The 24,577-nt window shown below is 70.2% G+C and carries 2 protein-coding genes (1 of these 2 running past the window's edge); both read right to left on the reverse strand.

The features are described from left to right. A complete protein-coding gene (locus BSIN_RS10260) occupies positions 1–10,104 on the reverse strand; it encodes an SDR family NAD(P)-dependent oxidoreductase (RefSeq protein ID WP_089340404.1) in 10,104 nt (3,367 codons plus the stop codon). Next, on the reverse strand, positions 10,094–24,577 hold the 3' portion of the coding sequence (locus BSIN_RS10265) for a non-ribosomal peptide synthetase (RefSeq protein ID WP_089340405.1). The gene runs 957 nt beyond the window's last position; 14,484 of the gene's 15,441 nt are visible here — the last part of the coding sequence; its start codon lies beyond the right edge, outside the window — the gene reads right to left on this strand; the stop codon is at positions 10,094–10,096. The genes BSIN_RS10260 and BSIN_RS10265 overlap by 11 nt, the downstream gene beginning before the upstream one ends.

The following is a 24,577-nucleotide window of genomic DNA, read 5'->3' on the forward strand; positions in this document are numbered from 1 at the left end:
TCAAAGATCGGCCGGCACCCAGCACGGCGCCAGCATCACGATTTCGTCAGGCTGCGCGGCCGCCGGCATGCCCGCGCCGGGAGAACGCGTGGACAAGCCGCGGATCGACATGCAAACCGCGCCCGCGTCGTCATACAGATCGATGTCGAACGCCGCACCGAGCGCGCCGCGCGGCGCGCGCCGGCTCAGTTGCGCCCATAGCGCGCCGCGACAGCGCCGGTACAGCTCGATGCGCTCGGCCGCGAACGGCAGCGCGGCGGGCGTGCCGGAATCGCTCGCGCCAGCGGCGCTGCGCGCGTCGAACAGCACGAGCGCCTGCAGCGCGCCGTCGAGCAAACCGGGGTCGATGGTCCAGCGCGCGTCCGCCGTGCCCGCGCCGGCGGCCGGTTGCGCCGACAAGCGCACGAGCAGGCTGCCCGGCGCGTCGCCCGCCCACGTGAGCGTGCGCAGCGACGGGCCGTAAACCATTCCGGCCGCCGCGAGGCGCTGATAGAACGACTCGGGTGTCACCGGCAACGGCTGATATCGGCGCCGCAACGCGTCCAGATCGACCGTGCGCGACTCGGGCAGCACGTCGCGCGTTTCGATCGCGCCCTGGCAGTGGATCGCGGCGGACGAAGCCGATGCGCCGCTTTTCAGCCCGGACGTCAGCGCAAACGACAGTCGATCGCCGTCGCCACGCTGTAACCGGACGTCGAGCTCGATCGCAGCGTCGGCATCGACAGGCTCGACCCACGCGAGATCGCGCAGACGCATCGGCAGCACGTCCTGCGCCGCCGCACCGGCCGCGGCATCGGCCGCCGCGCGAATCAGCTCGATTTGCGCGGCGGCGGGCAAAAGCGCCCGGCCGTGAATCCGGTGATCGGCTAGCACCGGTTCGCCCGCGTCGATGCGGCTCGTGAAGCGCAGGCCGTCGAGCGTCGACCGGTTCTCGTGCAGCAGCGGATGCAGCGGCGCAGCGCGGTGCGGGCTCGGCGGGCCCGCGCGCAGCGTGAGCGCGTGCAGCGATTCCACGCCGAGATCCAGCCAGAACCGCTCCTTTGCAAACGGATAGGTCGGCAAGCTCACGCGCCTGGCCCGCGCGCCGCGGTAAAGACGCGCCCAATCGACGTGCAGCCCCTTGACCCACAACGCGAGCAGCTTCGTCCATTTCTCTTTTTCGAACCAACGTTCGATGGCTTCGCGCAAATCGTCGTCGCCTTGCAGCAGTCCGATCGACGCGCGGTGATCGTCGACGCAGCCGACGTGAATGTCGACGCGGCTCGCATGCCGGCCCGACAGGAACGCGTCGAGCGCGCCGCAGACGGCTTCGTGCGACGCCGCCGTCAACGCAAGCCGGTGCTCCATCGCTTCCCGCCCGATCTGCAACGTGTACGCGAGATCCCGCAGCGGGATCGGCCGCGCCGCGTCGCGCAGGCGCTCGAGCAGCCGCTCGGCGCGTCCGGTCAACTGCTCGCGCGTGCGGGCGGACAGCACGATGGCCACCGTGCCAGGGTGATCGCCGGCAACGTCGGCCGACTCGTCGCGATATTCGCCGCGATATTCCTGGATCACCAGGTGCGCATTCGCACCGCCCGCGCCGAACGACGAAACGCCGGCCGTGCGCGGCAGTTCGTCGGCCGCGCCGCCGGCGCTCAGCATCGGACGCGGCCACGGCTCGACGCCGCGCTGTAACCGGAACGGCGTGCGCGTGAAGTCGATGCGCGGATTCGGGCGCTCCGCATGCAGCGACGGCAGCAGCGTCGCATGCTGCATTTGCAGCAGCACCTTCGTCACGCCGGCGATCCCGGCCGCGCTCTCGCAATGGCCGATATTGCCTTTCACGGAACCAAGCGCGCACGATGCGCCGCCGCCCGCGCGGGCAAAGGCGTCGGCCAGCCCCTTGATCTCGATCGGATCGCCGAGCGGCGTGCCGGTGCCGTGCGCCTCGACGTAGCCGAACTGTGAAGCCGGCACGCCCGAGCGGCGTATCGCGTCGCCGATCACGTCCGCTTGCGCGGCGGGATTGGGCACCGTGAAGCCGCTGGTGCGGCCGCCCGCGTTCAGCGCGCTCGCCTTGATGACGCCGTAGATATGGTCGCCCGCGTCGACGGCCGCTTGCAGCGGCTTCAGCACGAGCGCGCCGACGCCCTCTCCGACGACGAAGCCTTCGGCGTCCGCGCCGAACGCGCGGCATTTGTCGTCGCCAGCAAGCATGCCCATCGTCGACAGGCCCATATAGTGAGCCGGGCTCATGATCAGGCTCACGCCGCCCGCGATCGCGCAATCGCACGAGCCGGCGACGATGCTCTCGATCGCCAGATGAATCGCGCTCAAAGACGACGAGCACGCGGTGTCGACCGCTAGGCTCGGCCCTTTCAGGTCGAACAGGTAGGACACCCGGTTCGCGATCGACCAATAGCTCGCGCCGTTCACGTAATCGGCATTCATCGCGCCGACGAATACGCCAACCCGGTTGCCGGGCGCGAGCGTGGCCGGCGTATAGCCCGCGTCCTCGATGCTGGCGTAGGCTTGCTCGACGAACAGGCGCGCCTGCGGGTCCATCCGTTCGGCTTCGGTCGGGGAAATTTGGAAGAACAGCGGATCGAACGCGTCGATGTCGCGCACGAAGCCGCCCCATTTCGTGTAGTGCTTGCCCCACTTGCCGCGTTCGGCATCGAAGTGCGCGCGCCAGTCCCAGCGATCGCTGGGGATCTCGCTGATGCAGTTCCGGCCTTCGCGCAGGTTGCGCCAGAATTCGTCGAGATCGTCGGCCTGTGCGTAGCGCCCGCTCATGCCGATTACCGCGATGTCGCACGCGCGTGATGCCGCGCGCGATGCGTCATCGGCACTGGGCGGTGACGGGGGCGTCACGGCGGGCGGGCGCATGGGCCGAGACGTGGACGACGGTAGCGTGGGCGTGGGCGTCGGCTGCGAAACGCGCGCGGCAGACGCGCCGCCAGCCGTGTCGGCAACCGGCGCGACGCCCACCAGCGCCTCCAGCTCCCGACGGTGCGACGCGACGAAATGCTCAACCAGCCCGCGTATCGTCTGCACCTCGAAGAACAACGTATTGCTGACGTCGCTGAACGACTCATTCAGCTTGGTGACGAGTCGCACCGAATAGATCGAATCGATGCCATAGCCGTCGAGCGGCTCGTCGACGTCGAGACGGTCGAACGGGATGTCGAGTTCGGCGGCGATCAAGCCTTTGAAGTATGCAAGGCTCGCATCGACGAGGCGTTCGTATGCGCCATCGGCAGTGCGCACGTCAGCGGCGCTGCGGGTGGCGCGCGTTTGCCCGCTGCCCGGCGCATTTGCCTGCCCGCCCGCCGACGCGGCGGCCTCGGGCGGACGCGCGACGGCGGACGCGTCGTGCGAAACCGCGTGCGAGGACGGCGCATCCGGCGCGCGCGCGGCTATCCGGACCACGCCGTCATGCGTCGCGAGCCAAATGCCGTTCGCCGCCCGGCGCGGCGCGAACCCTTCGCGGCGCAACGCGTCGCGTACCGCATGCCCGGTTCCGTCGTCGCGGACGAGCAGCCAACCACCGCGTTTCATCAAGCGTTTCAGGCGGCGCAGCAGCGCGTCGCTGCCGGTTTCGCCATCGACGCGCGCCAGCACGAGATCGAACGGCGCATGCGCGTCACGCGTCACATCGGGCGCCGCGCCGATGCGCAGCACCGGCAAGTCAGGCAAGCGCGCGGCGGCCAATGCCGCCGGCGCGTCGCGCGCGTCATCCACCGCGCCGATCACATACGCGCCGCATCGCTGCGGATGCGCGAGCAGCCGTTGCGGCAAGCCGGTATCGAGCGCGGCGCGCCCATCGACGTCGAGCAGCGTCGGCGCGGCGCCCATCCGAGCGGCGGCCTGCGCGAGCAGCACCATCGCGCAATCGGCAAGATCGCCGTCGAGTTCGGGCGGCGCGTCGGCAAACGCGGCGTCGTGCGGCAACACCTGCAGCATCTCGTCCGGTGGCAGCAGCGCGCGCGGATAGGCAACCTGGTCGGTCACCTTCAGCAGCGCCAGTTCGTCGACATCCTGGCCGAAAAGTTGCGCGAGCGCCGCCATCCCGTCGTCGGGCTCGATCGACGCAATGCCGTTGCGCGCCATGATCGCCCGATAACGCGGTGTCGCGCCGACACCGACGCTGCCCCAATATCCCCAGTCCACGACCTTGACCACGCAGCCCAGATCGCTCGCGAGCCGCGCGGCGAGCGCATTCTGGAACAGGCAGCCGGAGCTGTAGTTCGCCTGCCCCGGCGGCGGCGTGAATACGACTGTCGACGAGAAAAACAGCAGAAAATCCGGCGGCGCGTCGCGCAGCGCGATGCCGAGATTGACACTGCTGTCGACCTTGCCGAAGTAGACCCGCCGGAACGATGCCTCGTCCATGTTCGCGAGCGTGCTGTCCTCGAGCACGACGGCCGAATGGATGACGCCGTGAATCGTGCCGAAACGCGCGCGCACTGCCGACAGGCAGGCGTCGAGGGCGGCGGGATCGCAGGCGTCGGCCTGATAGTAGGACGGCGCGCGCGCGCCGTGCGCACAGGCGTCGATGCGCGCGCCGATCTCGGCGTCGAGCGCCTTGCGGCCGACCCAGACCACCTGCGCGTCGCACTCCCGGATCGCGTGCGCGCTCCACGCCGCGCCGATCCCGCCCGCGCCGCCGATCACGACGTAGACGCCGTTTCTGCGCAATGGCATCCGCTCCGAGCGGGCGTCGAATTCGGCGCGCAGCCATTGTTTCGCGTACCAGCGTCCGCCGCGTCGCATCCGCAGCGTGCCGAGCGCATCGCAAGGCTGGGCCAGCAGCGCCTCGAGACGCGCGCCGCCGCCGGCTTGCGCATCGTCCGCGCGTTCGATGTCGACATGGCGCACGCGCCAGCGCGGCATCTCCTTCGCGATCGTGCCGACGATGCCGTGCATGCCGCTTTGCGCGAAGTCGACGCGATCGCCGGGAAAACCGTGCGCCTGCGTTTGCACGACCGTCAGCTCGAATGCCTGGGGCGCAGCCTTCAAACGCTGCAGTGCCTTCACGAGCCGGAACGCCGGCAGCACGCCCGCCTGTTGCGCGCGCTCGACGGCCGCCCGGTCGAACGGCGATGCGTCGCCGCTCGACGGCGCGATCCACACGAGATGATCGAACTCGCACCGGGCGAGCCGCGCTTCGATTTCGCCGCTATCCAGATGGGATTCGAGCAGGATTCGCGCGGCGTGCGCGCAGCTCGTCGCGAACCGGTCGAGATCGGCGTGGCTCTCGGCGGCGATGAGCAACCGCGCATCGGCCGTCCGCTCGACGGCGGCGGCAGCGGGCGCTTCGCTCCAGCGCGGCAGGAAATAATACGCCTGCGCGCTCGCGGTCGAATCGCCGCCGCGATGCGCGGCAGGCGCGGCGGCAGTCTTCGCGGCCGGCGCGCCGCTCGCCGGTGCGTCGAGCCGCAGCGCGCCGTAACCGACGATCGCGACCCGCACGAGTCCGTCCCCGTCGCACAGATCGATGTCGAATTTCGCAACGCGCGCGCCGTCGTCGCGCCGTCGCGCCAGCGCCCACATCACGCGCTCGCACGGGCCGCGCCATTCGACGCGCTCGATCGAGAACGGCAGCAGCGGCCGCGTGTCGTCGCCTGCGCCGGCGAACGCGGCGCTTGCCTGCAATGCGCCGTCCAGCAGCGTCGGCGGCATGCCGAACGGCGTCAACAGTGCCGCCGTCTGCGCCACGTCCACTTCGAGCCGCGCGAGCGCGTGATCGTCGGCCGCGCGCAACGCCACGATGCTCCGGAACGCCACGCCATAGCCGTAGCCGGCGCCGCGGTAACGTTGGTACAGCGCGTCGCCCGACACCTCCCGGTCGCAAGCGGCCGATAATGCGTCGAGATCGTGCCGGCGCGCATGCGCGTCGACGAGCGATGCGCTCGCCTGAGCATACTGTCGCTGCGCGTCGTCGCCGTCGACGCAACGCAGCGCCCATGCGTCGGCGCCGGGTTCGCCGCGCACCTCGATATCGAGCGAGAGCGCAGCGTCGCGCTGCCACGCCGGCTGCAGCCACGCGAGATTGGCGAGCTGAAGCGCGCGCGTGCCGTCCGGCCGCATGCCGCTCGATGCGGCGGCCGCCGCGAACATCTCGATGAAGGCCGCGGCGGGCAGCAGCCGTTCGCCGTCGATGCGATGATCGTCGAGGACGAATTCGCGGCCATCGAAGCGGCTGCTGAAACGCTGCAAGCCGACGCGCGACGTGTTCGTGTGCAGCAGCGGATGCAGCCGGCCCGGACGAACGGCGTCGGGCGCATACGCATCGGGCGCGGCCCCACCCGACGGCTCGAGCAGATCGGTGACCCAATAGCGTTCGCGCGCGAACGGATACGCGGGCAACCCGATCTTGCGCGGCCGGGGCTCGTCGTACCCCGCCAGCCAATCGATCTGCGCGCCGTCGACCCACGCGCTCAACGCGGCATCCAGACCGTCGCGCGGCGAAATTGGCGGCTGGTCTGCGCGTGCCGCGCGGGCCTTGCCCGTGCGCACGTTCGCGGCGGCCGCGTCGCCCGCGACGTAGGCGGCAAGACGCGCGCCCAGATCGTCCAGCGACGACGTGATCAGCCCGAGCCGCTCGCTCATCGCCTCACGGCCGGTTTGCAGCGTATAGCCAATGCGCGGCAGTTCCGCATCGCGCCAGCCGTTGCGGCGCACCGCGAGCAACAGCCGTTCGGCCGACTGCCGCAACGCCGCCTGCGTCTTCGCGGACACGACGATGGCCACGGGCTGCTGCGTGCGTGCCGGCTCGACAGGCTCCGCCCGGGGCTCGACATATTCCTCGATCAGCACATGCGCGTTCGCGCCGCCCGCGCCGAACGACGAAATCCCCGCGATGCGCGGCAACTCCGTGTCGACGCCGCGCACCGGCACGACCGGCCGCGGCCACGGCGCCAGCTCGCGCTGCACGCGAAACGGGCTGTGCTCGAAGTCGATGTTCGGGTTGAGCGTCTCGGCGTGCAGCGAAGGCGCGAGCTGTCGATGCCGCATTTGCAACAGCACCTTGCTGATTCCCGCGATGCCCGCCGCGCTCTCGCAATGGCCGATGTTCGACTTCACCGAGCCGATCGCGCAGAACTGCCGATCCTGCGCGTCGCCGCCGAACGCGCGCGCGAGCCCCGCTATTTCGATCGGATCGCCGAGCGCCGTGCCGGTGCCATGCGCCTCGATGTAGCTGACCGCGCGCGGCGCGATGCCCGCCTTCGCGAGCGCGAGCGCGATCACAGCCGCCTGCGCGGCCGGATTCGGCACCGTGTAGCCGTTGGTCTTGCCGCCGTGATTGAGCGTCGACGCGCGAACGATCCCGTAAATCTGATCGCCATCGGCGATCGCGTCGCGCTTGCGCTTGAGCAGCACCGCGCCGACGCCCTCGCCGGGCACATAACCCTCGCCGCCTTCGCCGAAGCTTTCGCAGCGCCCCTTCGCCGACGCGAAGCCGCCTTGCCCGAGCATCAGGTATTTGTTCGGATGAATCGACACGTTGACGCCACCCGCAATCGCCATCGCGCATTCGCCGTCGCGAATGCTGCGGCACGCGAGATGCAACGCGGTGAGCGACGACGAGCACATCGTGTCGAGCGCGAGGCTCGGGCCTTGCAGATTGAACAGATACGACACGCGATTCGCGATCGACGCCGGATGGCCGGGCACCGCGAACGGTTGTCCGCGCGCGGCGGACTCGGCGCCGAACAGCGGATATTCCTCGTACATCACGCCGACGAACACGCCGACGTGCCGCCCCTTGCCGCCCCCCGGCGCACCCGGCAGGCTCGCGCGGGTGTAGCCCGCGTCCTGCATCGCCTCATACGCGCACTCGACGAACAGCCGTTCCTGCGGCTCCATGCCGATCGCTTCGCGTGGCGAGATGCCGAAGAAAAGCGGATCGAACTTGTCGACGTCGTCGATGAATCCGCCGTGCCGGCAATATGTCTTGCCGATCTTGTTGCGCTCGGGATCGTAAAAGCGCGCGTGATCCCAGCGTTCGGGCGGGATCTCGCGAATCATGTCGCAGCCGCCGGACAGGCGTGCCCAGAACTCGTCCATGTCGCGCGCGCCCGGATAGCGGCCGGCCAGGCCGATGATCGCGATGTCATCGTCGGAGGCGCCGGCCGCGTCGGAAAGCGCGGGCGCGGCGGCGCTCGCAGCCGGCAGCGCCGGCGGCTGGCCGGCTCTCGGGGCGTCGAGCGGCACGAACGCCGACGCGTCGAGCATGGCGCTTGCATCGCGCGGCTCGGGCTGTACCGACGGCATGCGCGCGTCAGCCTCATCGGCCTCGTTCGACGGGCCGGCCATGCTCTGCCGCTCGGCCGCGATCGCGTCGCCCAGCCGCTGCGCATGCGCGCTCACGAAGTAATCGACCAGCTCGCCGAGCGTCTGATGCTCGAAAAAGAGCGTCTTGGACAAGCGGCCGAACGTTTGCTCCAGATCGTCGGTGAGACGGATGATCATCAACGAATCGATCCCGTATTGCTCAAGTTGCGCATGCTCGTCGAGCGTGCCGTCATGAAGACGCAGAATCCGGGCGAAGCGGTCTCGAAAGAAGGCGAGCGCGCGCTCGCGCAGCCCGGCGTCCGGCAATGGAGGCGATGCGGTCGGACGGGCCGGCGCGCTCGATGCGGCCGGCGTAGCTGACGTAGTTGATGCAGTTGATGCAGTTGATGCAGTTGATGCAGTCTGCACGGTCGGCGCGCGCCCGAACTGTTCAGCGCCGGCCGCCGGCCGCGATGGCATCCCGGATGCCGCGCCATCGTCCGGCATCGACGCGCCGGCATCATCGGCCGCCTTGCGCGGCAACGTCCGGACCGCCAGGCCGTGCAGCAGCGCGACGGCCTGCCCGCGCGCGTCGAGCAAGTCGACATCGATGCGGCGCACCACGCCCGTCGCCGTGCCTGCCCGATAGCGAACCCATGCCCACAGCGGGCCGTCGGGCACCGGCGCCGCGAGTTCGAAGCGCTCGAGCGAGAACGGCACGGCGGCACCCGGATCTTCGACGTCGAGGATATCGAGGCCAAACGCCGCTTGCAGCGCCGAATCGAAGAGGCCGGGATGCACGACGAACGATTCGCCCGCTGGCATGCGTGGATCGCGCAGTTCCGCGAGCACCCCGTCGTTGCCGACCCACAGGCGCTCGATGCACTGATGGCCCGGCCCGTATTCGAAACCCGCTTCCGCGAGCAGCGGATAGCAGTCTGCGCCGTTCAGTTCGAGCTTGGCGCGCGCGCGCAGCGCGTCGAGATCGATGCGCCCGCGCGCCGGCTTGCCGCGCGGCTCGGCGGCCTCGCCCCGGCCGTGGACGATGTCCGCTCCGGTCGGGCCGTCCGACACGAGTTCGAGCAGCCCGCCGCCCGCCGCCGGCTGAATACGCACACGCACGGTCATCCCGCTCGCGTCGGCCCATGCGGGCTGCAACCAAACGACGTCGCGCAGCACGAGCGGCGGTATCGGCTGGCCGGCGGCCCGCAGCGCACGGCCAAACAGTTCGAGATACATCACGCCGGGCAGGATCGGCCGGCCGTTGACGCGATGATCGCGCAGATAGAAAGCGCTGGCGTCGAGCCGGTATTCGTATGCCGCATCGATCGGGCCCGGCCCGTCGCTCGCCGCGTCGCGCGCCGCCGGCGTGCCGGACGGCGACGCCGCCGCCCAATGACGGCGCCGCTCGAACGGATAACCGGGCAGCCTCACGCGCTTGGCGCCGCCCGTCGCGCCGAGCCGCGCCCACGGAATAACCGCGCCGCCCGCCCATGCCGCGGCGAGTTCGGCTGCGCTTGCGCGGCGGCAGCGCTCGACGTCCCATTCGGGCGCGCCGGCATCGCGCGCGATGCCCCGGACGATGCCCGGATGTGCGGCGTCGGGCGCGGCGGCGAAGGCGCGAAGCTGCGCGCACAGCGCATCGAGCGATGTCGCACAGAACGCGACGCGGACCGGCAGCGCCTCGCGCCCCACCTGCAACGTATGCGCGACGTCGTCGAGCGCGAGCGAGCGGGTATGCGTCAGGTGCGCGCGCAATTGTTCGGCCATCACTGGCAGCGTGTCGGCCTCGACGGCGGACAACAGCACGAGCCGAGGCTCGCGGTCGGCAATGTCATTCAGCATGATGATTTCCCGGAAATTCTTCGAAGAGCACGTGTGCGTTCGTGCCGCCGATGCCGAACGAACTCAGCCCGGCAAGACGCGGCGCGCCGCGCTCGGACGGCCACGGCGCCGCGCTCGACGGCAGGTGAAACGGCGTGCCGTGCAGATCGATGTAAGGGTTTGGCGTCGCGCCATGCAGATTCGGCGCGAGCGTGCGGTGCCGGAGGCTCAGCACGATCTTCAGCGCGCCGGCGATTCCCGCGGCGGCTTCGAGATGGCCCACGTTGGTTTTGACGGCCCCGAGCGCGCAACGCGTAGCCGGCCCGCCCGACGCGTCGCGCCAGACTTCCTTGAGCGCGTTGATCTCGATCGGATCGCCGATCGGCGTGCCCGTGCCGTGCGTCTCGACATAGCTCACGTCGCCCGCGCGTATGCCCAGACGCCGGTAAAGCCCGGACACGAGCGCCGCCTGCGCGGCCGGGTTCGGCGCCGTCATCGAGTTCGCGCGGCCGCCGTGATTGACCGCGCTGCCGCGAATCACCGCGTGCACCGGATCGCCGTCGGCCAGCGCGGCCGCGAGCGGCTTCAGGATCATCGCGCCCGCGCCCTCGCCGCGCACGTAGCCGTCGGCGTCGGCCGCGAACGTGCGGCAGCGGCCGCTCGGGCTCAGCATCCGCGCTCTGCCCATCGACAGCGTGATGCGCGGTTCGAGCAACACGTTGACACCGCCGACGATCGCCAGGCGGCAGTCGCCACGGCGAATCGCATTGATACCTTCGTGAATCGCGACGAGCGAACTCGAACAGGCGGTGTCGAGCGCGACGCTCGGGCCGCGCAGGTCCAGCAGATACGACACGCGGTTCGCGATCATGCTGTGACCGTTACCGAAATTCGCGAGCGGATCGACTTCGCCGCGCGTCATCAGCATGCTCGCGTAATCCATCGAGCTTGCGCCGACGAACACGCCCACCGAGCGCTCCGGCAGCGAACGCGGCGCATAGCCCGCGTCTTCGAGCGCATGCCAGGCCGTCTCGAGAAAGAGCCGATGCTGCGGGTCCATGTATTCGGCCTCGAGCGGCGACAAGCCGAAGAACGCGGGCGAAAATTTGTCGACGTCGTTGACGAAGCCGCCCCATCGCAGCGCATCGCCGCCGGGCTGGCCCGCGTAGTCGCGCCAGTTCCAGCGTTCGGCCGGCGCCTCGCGGATCAGATCGACGCCATCGCGCAGGCTGCGCCAGAAGCTGTCCAGATCGTCGCAACCGGGCATCACGCCCGCGATGCCGATCACCGCGATCGCGCCGTCGGCCGCGGCGGGTAAAACCGGCGTGGCGGCGCACACGCCGGGCATCGGGGCGGCCGCGAGTATCGGCGCGGCGGGCGCAACCGGAGCGGCGACGGGCGGCGCGACCGGAATCGCGGCGTCTGCGAGGGCCGGCGTCGATGCCATCGACGTAATCGCGGCGTCTGCGGGCATCGGCTCGACGGGTTCGATGGACGATGCCGGCGTGGCGAAGGCCGTCGGCTCGTGGATGGCCGTGGATGTCGCCGTTGCTGTCGGTCCCGACGCAGCCGCTGATATTGCCGCCGATGCCGCCCTATCGGACGCAGCGGCGGCCACGCTCGCCAGCCATTTGCGCGTGGTGCCGTGCCGGTAGAAGTCGGCGGGCGTGCTGCGCGTGCCGAAAGCGCCGTTCAACGCATCGGCCAAACGGACGAAACGGAACGAGTCGAAGCCAAGCTGATGAAAGTCCTGATCCACGTCGAGCGTTTCGGCCGGCACACCCAGCACGCTCGCCACGACCGCGAGCGCACGCGCTTCGTCGCCGGACGCCGCGCCGCCCGTCGCGCCGGCGTCGAACGGCAAAAGCCGCGCGTCGGCCGCGCGCACGCTGGCCCGATCGAGCTTGCCGCTCGCCAGGCGCGGCAGCGCCGCGACATGGTAGAACCGGCCGGGCAGCAGCGCCAAGGGCAGCGTGCGCGCGAGATGCGCGCGCAGCGTGGCGCCGTCCGTCGGCTCGCGCAGCTCGACGAACGCTTCGAGCGCGATACCGTCGACGCCCGGCGCGACGATCGCGTCGACGACGCTCACGTGCGCACGCAGCGCGGCCTCGATTTCTCCAGGCTCGACCCGTTGCCCGTTGACTTTCACCTGGCGATCGCGCCGTCCGATCAGCACGAATTCGCCGTCCGAGCGCCGGTAGCCGAGATCGCCGCTGCGGAAACAGCGCTGCGGGCCGGCGCCGTCCGGGTCGACCGTGACAAAGCGTGTGTCCGACGCGGCCGATTCTCCGGCATAGCCTTCGGCGAGCGCGAGCCCGCCGACCAACACCTCGCCTTCGACGCCGTCGGCGCAGAGGCAGCCGCGAGCGTCGACCACGAGCATGCGCACGCCATCGATCGGCCGCCCGATCGACACGATGCCCGTCTCGTCGCGACCGACGCGCTTGCAGCTCGCGTCGGCGCTCATCTCCGACGAGCCGTACAGGTTGACGAGCACCGCATGTTCGCAGCAAGCGTGAAACGCGTCCGCCAGATCGCGCGGCAACGGCTCGCCGCTGCTGAAGCAGAGCCGCAGGCTCGCGAGCGAGCGCGCGGCCTGCGGCTCGCGCAGCAACACGCGCAGCAGCGATGGAATCGCGACGATGCGCGTCACGCGGTGCCGCGCCAGCTCGGCGGCGAACCACGCCGCGCCGCGTTCGCGCAATGGCCGGTCGCCGAGAATCAGTGTCGGAATGCCGCGCAGCAGCGGCGAGAAGAGTTCCGCGACGTGATCGACGAAATTCAGCGACGTCTTTTGACAGCAGACATCGTCGTCCGCATAAGGAAATGCCCGCCAGCCCCATTCGAGCCGATTCAGCGTGCCGCGCACGCTGCCGCGCACGCCTTTCGGCTTGCCGCTCGAACCGGACGTATAGATCACGTAGCAGCACGTCTGGCCGGCGTCGGGCTCGCCCGCGCCCGTCGACGCGTTGGGCATGCCGGGTGCGGCGCGCTCGTCGAGCGCGTCCGCGTCCACGCACGGCAACGCACCCCAAAACGGCCCGCTTTCGAGACGGCCGCGCGCGACTGCATCCGTTACCAGCAGCGCCGCGCCGCTATCGGCGCTCATCTGCGCCAAGCGCTCGGCGGGTAGCGCGGGATCGAGCGCCAGATAGGCCGCGCCCGTCTTCCATGCGGCGAGCGCAGCCGCGACGAACGCAAAGCCCGGCTCGAGCAGCAGCGCTACCACGCGATCCGCGCCCGCGCGCGACGGCCATGCCGCGCGCATCGCGCGGGCGAATCGATTCGCGTAGGCATCGAGCGACGCATAGTCGAGACGGCGCCCATCGTGGATCAACGCAGTGCCCGACGGCGTGCGCGCAACCTGTGCGTCGAACAGCGCGACGAGCGCGCGCGTATCGACAGCCGCGCGTTCGCCGTCGGACGACGCCAGGCCGTCAGCCGCAGGCAGACCCGCATCCCGCGCCGCCTCCGCCGGCCACCGCGCGAGCAGCGCCAGATAGTCTGCGCGAATCGACTCGATCCACTCCGTCGAATAGACGGCCGCATCGAAGTGGCACAGCAGCGTGACGCCGCGCGCCGTTTCGAGCGCCTCGAATGCGAGAGGAAAATCGACCTGCTGGCGCACGTCCATCACCGGCCGCATCCGGACCGGCGTATCCGCAAGCCGGCGCTGCATCGGGCGAATCCAGTTCTGGTACATGAACACGGCGTCGAACAGCGGCTGCTCCGGATGCCCGAGCGCCTCGTGCAGACACGCATATGGGTAATGCCCGTGCTCGAACGCATCGAGCAATTCGCGCTGCAGCGATCGCAACCGTTCGACCGGATCGTGCGGAGCACGCGCGTCGACGGGGATGACGAGCAGGTTCACGAAATAGCCGATCAGATCCTCGAAACGTTCGTGCGGCCGCCCGAAGAACGGCGTTGCAATACGCACGTTCTGGCCGCGCGCCGCGTCGCCGCGCTCGCGCAACACCGACGCAAACGCGGCCAGCATCACGCAGTAGCGGCTCGCGCCGCTGCGCGCCGCCAGCGCGTCGAGCCCGTCGAGCGTGGCGGCCGGCACGTCCGCCACGAGCGTGAGCCGGCCGCCTTCCCCGCTTGCGCACGCGTCGTGCCCGCCCGGCAATCGCAACGGCTCGCGCTCGCCGCCCAGCCGCCGCAGCCAGAACGCGCGTGCGTGCGCGCCGTCGGCGCTCGCGAGCCAGTCGCGCTGCCACGCGGCGAAATCCGCGTAGCTCGCGCGCATGGCCGGCAACTGCGCGTGCGCGCCCGCTTCGTAACAGCGGACGAACGCGTCGAGGAAAACCGGCAGCGAACTGCCGTCGAAAACCGCATGATGGAACGTGAAGAGCACCACTGTCTGATCGCCTGCCGCACCCGGCACGACGTCGACGCGCAACAGCGCGTCGCGTTCGAGATCGAACGGCTGCCGCGCGAGTTCGCGCAGCCATTGCGTCAGCGCGGCTGGCGAGCCGCTCCATCGCGGGTGCGCCGTGCAACGCGGGCTTGCGTGCGTGCCGATGCGCAACCGAAGCGCATCGCCGTCCAAATGAAAATTGGCGCTCAGCAGCGGATGCTGCTCGAATACGCGTCCGGCCGCGGCGAACACGCGCTCTGGTTCGACATCGCCGTCGATCTCGAACGCATACGGCACGTTGTAGCCGACGCGCGCCGGATAGTGACGCTGCTCGATCCACAAGCCGCGCTGCCCGATGCTGCACGGATAATCGCGGTCGCCGGACTCGTCCGGGCCACCCGGCCCGCCTGACGAAACCGCCGGTTTCGCCGTGCGGCGAAGCGTTGCGGGAAGACGTTCGGCCAGTTCCGCGAAAGTACGGCAATCCGTCAGTTCCGCGAGCGTCAGGCGGGTTCCGTATGCGTCGTTCAAGCGGTTGCGCAACATCACCGCCAGCAACGAATCGACGCCGTACTGCCGGATCGGCCGCTCGAAATCCAGCTCCTGCGGCGCGAGTTGCAGCAGCGCGCTGAGCATCGAGCGCAATTCGGCATGCGAATCGTCGGCGAATGGCGAACCGGCGTTATCGGCGCCATTGCGCTCGCCGGCGGCGCGCTCAACGCCAAGCGACGCAGGTTCGGCCGCTGCGTCAGCCCCGCCCGGCAATGCCAGCCAGCCGGCCGCGGGCGGCAGCCGACAAATCCGCTCGTCGAACGCATAGCCCGGCAGGTGCAGCCGGCGCACGCCATCGAGCGGCGGCTGCGCGCCGTTGTCGATGCCGCCGCACCACAAGCGGGCGAGCATCGCGTCGTCGCCGGTGTCGCGCACGGTCCGCACGAGGGCCTCCACGGCGGCGCTGCCCACGAAGGTCGCGCGAATCCAGTCGGCGCCTGCGGCGTCGCCGACGTGCAGACCAGCGTTAGGCTCGCCGTCGACGAATGCCCGCAGTGCGTCGATCGCGCCGCCGACATCCGGCGAACGCTCGAGATACGCCAGCAGCGCGCGCGCATTACCGAGCAGCGACGCGTCGCTCTTCGCCGACAGCGGCAGCAGCCTCGGCCGGCTCGCCGTGTCCCGAGCGGGCGCGGCCGGCGCGGCGGCGCTCTCCTCCAGCACGGCGAACGCATTGACGCCGCCGAAGCCGAACCCATGCACGCCCGCCCGCCGCACCGCCGACGGGCCGGCCGGCCAATCGCGGCACGCCGCGCGGATGCTGAACGGACTGCGCTCGAGCGGCACATGCGCGCCCGGCCCTTCGAAGCCGGGCACGCCCGGCCGCACGCGCCGGCGCAGCGCAAGCGCGGTCTTCATCAGCGCGGCGATGCCCGACGCAATCTCCGCATGGCCGATCACGGGCTTGAGGCTGCCGAGCGCGCATTGGCCGTCGGACGACGGACCGAACGCCGACTTGAGCGCCTGGAATTCGATGCTGTCGCCGATCTCCGACGCGATGCCGTGCGCTTCGACATACGTCAGCGAAGCAGCCGGCACGTCCGCGCGTTCGAGCGCCTGCGCGATCGCCGTTTTCATGCCCTGCGCGTTCGGCGCCGTCAGCGATACGCCCTTGCCGCCGTGCGCGACGCCCGTACCCTTGACGATCGCGTAGACGTCGTCGCCATCCGCGAGTGCGACGTCGAGCGGCTTGAGCACGATCACGCCGACGCCTTCGGCGCGCACGAAGCCGTCCGCGCCCGCCTGAAACGAGCGCGCGCGGCCGGTCGGGCTCAAGAAGCCCACCGCGCCGAGATTGATCGCGCCAAGCGGCGACAGCACCAACTGCACGCCGCCCACCAGCGCCTGCTCGCACTCGCCCGCATCGATCGCGCTCATCGCGCGATGCAGCGCGACAAGCGACGACGAGCAACCCGTGTCGCAATGCTCGCTCGGCCCGCGCAGGTTCATCAGATGCGACAGGCGGTTGGCGACCATCGACGACGACAGCGCCGACGCGACGAGCGGACTGCCCACCGGCAGCTGCGCGGTATATGCATACTCGGATGCGCCGATCGCCATGAACACGCCGGTTCGCCGCTCGGCAAACGCCTTCGGCGCGATGCCCGCGTCGTCGAGCGCAAGCCACGCGTGCTTGATAAGCAGGCGCTGCTGCGGGTCCATCACGGCGGCTTCGTAAGGAGACAGATCGAAGAACAACGGATCGAACGCATAGACGTCGTCGATGAAACCGCCCCACTTCGACAGCGTGCGCGGCGACACGCCGTCGCTTTGGCCGAAGCACGCGCGCCAGTCCCAGCGCTCGGCCGGCACTTCGCCCGTGCAATCGACGCCTGCCTCGATGTTGCGCCAGAACGCGTCGAGCGACGGCGCGCCTGGAAATTGCCCGCTCATGCCGACAATCGCGAGATCACGGCGGCGCGGCGCGCGGGATCCGGGCGACGCGTCGCGCTCGGGCGACGCGCCCGATGCGGCGGCCACGCTCTCGGCTGCGACGCGCTCGGTCCGCGGCGCGGCCGGTTCGACGGCGCGCGCCGCCGCGTCTTCCCGCGGGCTGCGCGCATCGCCGCTCGGCCCGCGCGCGCACGATACCGACCTGTGCTCGCCGGGCGTCCCGTCGAGCCCGACGTATGCGGCTGCGGCGGTTGCCGTCGGGGCAGCGCCGGTTTCGGCGGTTTCGGCGGTTTCGGCAACTTTGCAGACTGCGCCGTCGCGCTCGACCGGACGTATCTCGTGCTCGCTGTGCGTGCGCACCTGCGCGACATGCCGCGCGAGCTTGTTTAGCGTGTTGAATTCGAATAACGCACCGGCGACGAGTTCGACGCCCAGCGCGTCGTTGATCTGCTGCACGAGCTTCACGCCGACTATCGAATCGAGCCCGTAATCGCCAAGCGATTCGTCCGGATCGATATCGGCGGGCCGCTGCTGCAACGCTTCGCAGATGACGCGCAGCAAGACCGCGCGCGCGGCGTCCACGGCGTCGGGCGACGGCGGCGCGGCGGGCGCCTCCATCGCATGCGCGCGGTCGGCATTGCGTGCCTCGCCGCTGTCGCGGGCATCGCCGCCCGCGAGCGGAACGTCTGCCACGCTCGTCGGCGCCGCGCCGCCGCTGGCGGGAGCGGGGGCAGGATCGCCGCCGTCCGCCCAGGCGGAATCGCTGCCGTGCGCATCTTGCGGTGCGCCTGGGTCGGGCCACGCTTCGTCGTCGCGCCGCGGCCCGATTCCGTAGCCTGCGGCGTCGCCGGTCACGATTTGCAAATCGCTGCCGTGCAGCCGCTCGCAAGGAAACGCGATGCGCTCGTAGCCCTGATCCAGCAGCACGTCGCGCCAGCTCGCCGCCGACAGCGCCGGGCCGTATGGCTCGCGCAGCTCGCCGTCGCCAAAGCGCCACCAGCCCTCGAGCAAGCCGAATGTCAGATGCGAGAACAGCGAGTTCCCGGACAGTTCGAGCAACAGCAGGCGACCGCCGTGCTTCATCAGCGACTGCATGTGCCGAACCGACGTCCGAATGTCCTGCGTCGCATGGACGACGTTCGCGGCGATGACGAACTCGTAGTGCTCGGCGGCGAACCCCTGTTCGAACGGATTCTTTTCGAGGTCGAGAATCTTGGTCGTCAGATACGGATGCTCGCCGCGATAGCGCCGCTCGGCGCGCTGCAAAAACAGTTGCGACAGGTCAGTGAAGCAGTATTCGTCGACATGCGCGGCGAACGGCTTGAGCGCGCGCAGCACATGCTCGCTACAGCTTCCGGTTCCCGCGCCGACTTCCAGCAGCCGGACCCGCGCGGCGGGGTTCGCGGCGACGATCGCCTCGATTCTCGCCGCGACGAGTGCGGCGACAACCGTGCCGTAATAATGAACGACGGGATTTTCCTTATAGATCGATTCGACGAGCGCCATCGAGCTGGCCGAGAAAAACACGTCGGTTGCCTTCTTGCGGCCGGCGAGCACATCGGGCGTCGCTTGCAGCGCAACGTCGATGAAGCGCGTCACGGACGTCATGAACGGATCGCCCGCCATCCCGGCCCGGGTGGCTTCCCAGCGCGGCCCGCCATTCGCCGCGCGTGCCTCGACGTCCGCCGACACGATCAGCGCGTCGCCTTCGATCATCACGTCGTCGCGATCGGCGAGAATCCTGATGCTCGCATCCACCCAGCGCGCGAGATAGTTGCCGCGGCCCAGCGCCGCGCGCAACGCGTCGAGAGAATAGCGGCCGCGCCGGCCGTCTGCCGCCAAGCCGGCCTCTGCGGCGAACGCGGCGATCTGCCGCCACAGCAGCGCGCAAAGCAGCGGCGCGATGTCGTCCACCCGGCCGTAAATCACATCGATCATGTCCTGGGCCTGCGTCAGCCCGGCCGGCTGCGGCGCGTCGTGCGCCGGCACGGCCGCCGGCGCCTTCGCGTGCAGCGCCATGTCGCTGAAGTGCAGCGGCGCAGCGCCGCCCGCATGGACGATGCTGAACGCCGCGAGCCGCTCGAACGGCTGCGTGAGCAGCATATCGAGCAACGCCATGCCGCTGGCCGGATCGAGCGTGCCGAATCCCGCGCGCGCCAAGTGCCGCCGCGCGCCGTGAGCGTCGTCGCGCAGCCGCGGCGTCTCCCAATGCCCCCAGTGGATCACCTTCGCCCGCCCCGCGCCGCGCTGGTTCAATTGATCCGCGAACGACGCAATGAAGGTGCCGCCCGCCGCATACGCCGCGCAGTTCGGATTCAGATAGAACTCGTTGACCGACGAGAAGAACAGCAGAAAATCGAGCGCGCCGACATCGAACGCGTCGACGAGATTCAACGCGACCGTCACCTTCGCCGATAGATTCCGCTCGAACGCGTCCGCGCTTTGCCGGTGCAGCGGCTGGTTCTCGTGCAGCATCGCCGCATGCACGACGCCACGCACGTGCGCAAAGCGCGCGCGGATTTCGTCGCGGGCGCGCGCCAATTGACGCGCATCGGCCGCATCGGCCTGGATATAGACGGGCGCAGGGCCGAGCGCTTCGAGCCGGCGGATCGCGGCGGTGATCGCGTCATCCTGCGCGCGGCGGCCGATCCACACGAGTTGCGCGCGATGCGCGCGCATCATGTGCTCGCTCCAGTCCTGGCCGATCGCGCCCGCGCCGCCTACCACCACATAGACACCGCCCTCCCGGCCGCCCGGCGCCGCCCGCGCGACGAGCGCATCGTCGACGGGACGCAGCGCCGGGCGGAACCAGTCGCCGCGGCGGCGCGCCCACGGCCGGCCGCCGCGCTCGAACGGCAGCGCGTCGAGCGCGCGCGCCGCCGCTTCGTCAGCGCCGTCAGCATCATCGAGATCGACGATCCGCGCCCGCCAATGGGGATGCTCGTTGACGACCGTGCCGACGAGGCCATGCACGCCCGCGTGCGTCGCCGTGACAGGGTCGCCCGCGAGAATCGCGACGGCCCGCCGCGTCACCACCGTCAGCTTTAACGGCTTCGACCCATGCGCGCCGCCGAGCGCGCGCAGGAACGCCGCGCCCCAGAGCACGCCCCAACGCTGCTGCGCGGCCATCTCGGCCGGCGTGCCGGGCGCGTCGTCAGGCAGCAGCCAGACCCAGTGATCGACGTCCGGATGTGCCCGCACCAGCCGCTCCAGCGCAGCGGCGTCACCGTGTTGGCCCGGATCGACGCGCCGCGCGTGCATGAACGGCAGCGGCACCTCGCGCCCGGCGCAGACCACGACCGTCAAGCCCGCGTCGTGCGTGCCGCCCGGCATGACCGCGCAACGCTCCCAGCACGGCACGGCGGCCACCACGCGGCCGCGCGCGATAGGCGCAACCGACGTGTTCGATGCAACCGATGCGCGGGCCGCGGCCGCGACCGGCGCGACGCGCGATGCAGGAGCGGCCGTGCTCGACGCCGTGTCGGCATCGCGTGCGGTGAATGGCATGTCGATGAGTTCCCTTGCGGTAATGAATGGATAAGTCGGAAGATGAACGCGCGGCGGCCGCAGCGGCCCGGGCGCCCAGCGGACCTCGCCGCCCGCCGCCCAATGACGGGCGAGCGCGTGCGCATCGTCGTGCGCATCGAGCGTGCCGACGGGCGGCACGCTGCGCTTCGTATCGCCGACGTGGACGGCCGCGTCGGCATCGCCTGCGACGAACGACGCCAGCGCACGGCGCACGTCGTCCCAATCGCGCGCGACGATCGCCAAGCGATGCGTCCACGCGACGCGTCCGGTCTGCAGCGTGTACGCGGCCGCGCGAAAGCCCGGCAGCGGGCCGCAGCGCCGCGCGAAGGCGAGCATCTGCTGCGCGGCGGCGACGAGCTTGTCGCGCGTCTTCGCCGACAGCACGACGCATGCCGCGCGCGCGCCGGTAGCGGCGCTCGGCGACGTTGACGTTGACGTTGACCGCACATCGTCGGCGCTTCTGAACAGCGCATGCGCATTGGTGCCGCCGACGCCGAACGAGCTGACCGCGGCATAGCGCGGCTTGCCGTCGCGGCTCGGCCACTCGCGCACGCGCTCGACAAGCGCGAACGGCGAATGCTCGAGGTCCAGCCGTTTGGCGGGCGCGTCGACGTGCAGTGTCGGCGGAATCATGCCGTGGCGCAGGCTCAGGATCGCCTTGATCGCGCCTGCCAACCCCGCCACGGTATCGGTGTGGCCGATGTTGCTTTTGACCGAACCGAGGCCGCAACGCTCGCCGTCGCACGCGAGCGTGCCTGTGTCCGTGCCGAACGCGTCGCTGAGCGCCGCGAACTCGATCGGGTCGCCGAGCGCCGTGCCGGTGCCGTGCGTCTCCACATAGCCGACGTCGGCGGGCGCGACGCCCGCGCGCGCGAGCGTGCCTCGGATGACCTCCGCCTGGCCGGCCGCGCTCGGCGCGAAGAAACCGGCCTTCAGCGCGCCGTCGTTGTTGACCTGCACTTCATCGAGCCATGCGTAGACGGCGTCGCCGTCCGCGAGCGCGAGCTCGGCGCGCTTGAGCAGCAGCACGGCGACGCCCTCGCCGCCCACCATACCGTCCGCTGCGTCGTCGAACGCGCGGCACTGGCCGTTGCTCGAGAAATTGAGGCCCGGCTGGTGCAGATAGCCCGCCACCGGCGCGGCGAACACGTTGGCCGCGCCGACGAGCGCATAGTCGGCGGCGCCGCTGCGGATGCTTTCGAGCCCCGCCTGGAGCGCGACGAGCGACGACGAGCAATTGGACTGCACGAACACGCTCGGGCCCGTCAAGCCGAGCTTGTGCGAGATCATCGTGGGAATGCTGCCGCCCTGCGCCATCAGCCAGCGCACGTATTCGTCCGCCTCCTCGATCCAGTACGCGCCGCGTGCGGCGTCCGTGTCGCCGGATGCACCCTGTCCCGCCGACATATAAACCGCCGTGCGCGGCGCGTCGGACGGCACCTGTCCCGCATCCTCGAACGCACGCCATGCATGCATCAGCAAGTGCCGGAATGCCGGGCTCATGAAGCCGGCGTCGCGCGGCGACAAGCCGAAAAACGCGGCATCGAACGCGCCACGGTGCTCGATCACCGCTTTCGCCGGCACGAAACGCGGATTCCGGCGCGTGGCCTCCGGCACGCCGAGCGCTTCGAGTTCCGCGTCGCTCCAGCGCGTCACGCATGCGCGGCCGTTGCAGAGATTCGCCCAGAATGCGTCGACGTCCGCGCTTTCGGCGAATTCGCACGATATGCCGATCACCGCGACACTGCGCGAGCGCGCGTGGCCGCTCGTCGGCGCACCGGGTGCTTGCGCGGCCGGGCTCGGCCGGGCGTCGCCGGCTACGCGGGCGGCCATGGCCGCGCCGCCGTCGGCATCGGCTTGCTCCGATGGCGTTGCACACGCGGTCGCGCCCATTTCGTCGAGCACTGCGCCAAGGCGGGCGATCGTCGGATGCCGGAACAGCAAGGTCACTTCGATCTTGCGTCCGATACGCTCGCCAAGCCGCTGCGCGACCTGCACGGCGCTCACCGAATCCCCGCCGAAATCGAAAAAACCCGCCGCGTCATCGTCGATCGGATAGCCGAGCACCGCCTCCCAAGCCGCCCGCACGAGCGCCGCGCCCGCGCCGCCCTCTGCGCCGGCGCGCGCGGGCGCAGACGCGGCATCGTCGGCGGTCGGCTGCAGCGGCCGTTCGATCAGCGCGCGGCGATCGATCTTGCCGTTGGCAGTGGTCGGCAATCGCGTGTCGAACACGATGCGCTGCGGCACCATGTACGCGGGCAAATGCAAGCCAAGCTCGGCCTTGAGCGCCGCGGACGACACATCGCCCGCGCGCGGCACCACATACGCGACAAGGCACGGCGGCCGCGACGGCGCCTCGTGCAGCACGACGGCCGCCGCATCGAGCGTGCCCTGCCGGATCAGGCAAGCCTCGATCTCCTCGACGTCGATCCGGTGGCCGCGCAGCTTGATCTGATGATCGCGGCGGCCCAGGCAGCGCACGTCGCCGTCGCCGTCGCGCACGGCGAGATCGCCCGTCAGAAACATCCGCTCGCCCGGATGGAACGGATCGTCGACGAACTTCTCGGCGGTCTGCGCGGGCAGCCGGTGATAGCCCGCCGCGAGCCCCGCGCCCGCGATCGCGAGTTCACCGGGCGCGCCGGGCGGCTGCATCCGGCGGTGCGCGTTCAACACGTAAAGACGCGTGTTCGCGATCGGCGCGCCGATCGTCACGCGGGACGCGCCGTCGAGCCGCTTCGCGCTCGACCAGATGGTCGTTTCGGTCGGCCCGTACAGGTTCCAGCAGCGCGCGCCGGATGCGGCGAAGCGCGCGAGCAGCGCGGGCGGCAGCGCCTCGCCGCCGCATAGCACCTTCAATGCGGGCGACGGATGCCAGCCGACCTGGAACAGCATCTGCCAAGTCGTCGGTGTTGCCTGCATCGCGCTCGGCCGCACCGTCTCGACGAACGTCTTCAGCCGCTCGGCATCGGCCGCGACGTCCGTATCGCACAGCACGCACTCGGCGCCGCGCACGAGCGGCAGAAACAGTTCGAGCGCGGCGATATCGAAGCTGAAGGTCGTCAGCGCAAGCATCGTGTCGCCCGCTTGGACGTCGAGCAACTCGCCCATCGCGCCCAGGAAGTTGTTCAGCGCGCGATGCGTGACCATCACGCCCTTGGGCTTGCCCGTCGAGCCGGACGTATAGATCAGGTACGCCAGCGCGTCGTCGTCGAGCGCGGTCCGTTCCGGCACGACGCTGTCCGCATAAGCGGCGATCCGTTCGCGCTCGCGATCGACGAAAAGCGTCGGGCAGCCGGGCGTCCAGTCGCGCTCGATCGCCGCCTGCGTGAGCAGCAGCGACGCGCCGCTATCGTCGAGCATGTAGCGCTGACGCTGCGCCGGGTAGCGCGGATCGAGCGGCACGTAAGCGGCACCGCTCAGCGCGACGCCGAGCGTCGCGCGCAGCAGATCCGGCGAGCGTTCGACGCAGATCGCAACCTTCGCGCCGGGGCCGATGCCGCGCGCGCGCAGGTAATTGCCGAGCGCCGTCGCGTCGCGCATCAGTGTCGCGTAGTCCAGCGTGACGTCGCCATGGCGAACCGCGATCTTCTGCGGCGCGTGCGCCGCCTGCTTGGCGATCCATTCGACGAAATGCGCGATGCGCGGTATCGGCCGAGCCGTCGCGTTGCAGCGCTCGATCAGCGCGCGCTCGCCGTCGGTCAGGATGTCGTGATCGGCGAGCGGCCGGGCCGGATGCGCGAGCACGCCGTCGAGCAGATGCAGAAAATGCGCGACGATCCGCTCGGCGCGCGTGCGATCGTAAAGCTCGCCCGCGTATTTCAGATTGAGCGTCGCGCCGCCCGCGCGTTCGATCACCTCGAGTTCCAGCTCGTATTCGCCCTCCTGCCGGATGTCGTCGATCATCCGGACGCCGAGCGGCGCCGCGTAATCGCGCTCGATCTGCTCAAGCCAATGGCCGTGCGCAAAATTCTGATACGCGAACGCGACATCGAAGAGCGGCCGCTGGCGCCCGTCGCGCGGCACCTTCAGGGCCTTCAGCAGCGCCGGAAACGGGTAGTCCGCGTGTTCGAGCGCGTCGAACAGCGTCTCGCGCAGATCGCGCAGGTAATCGAGCGCCGGGACGTCCTGCACGTTCCGGCTGCGGATCGGCAGCATGTT

The sequence above is a fragment of the Burkholderia singularis genome, from assembly GCF_900176645.1.
Lineage (GTDB): Bacteria > Pseudomonadota > Gammaproteobacteria > Burkholderiales > Burkholderiaceae > Burkholderia > Burkholderia singularis.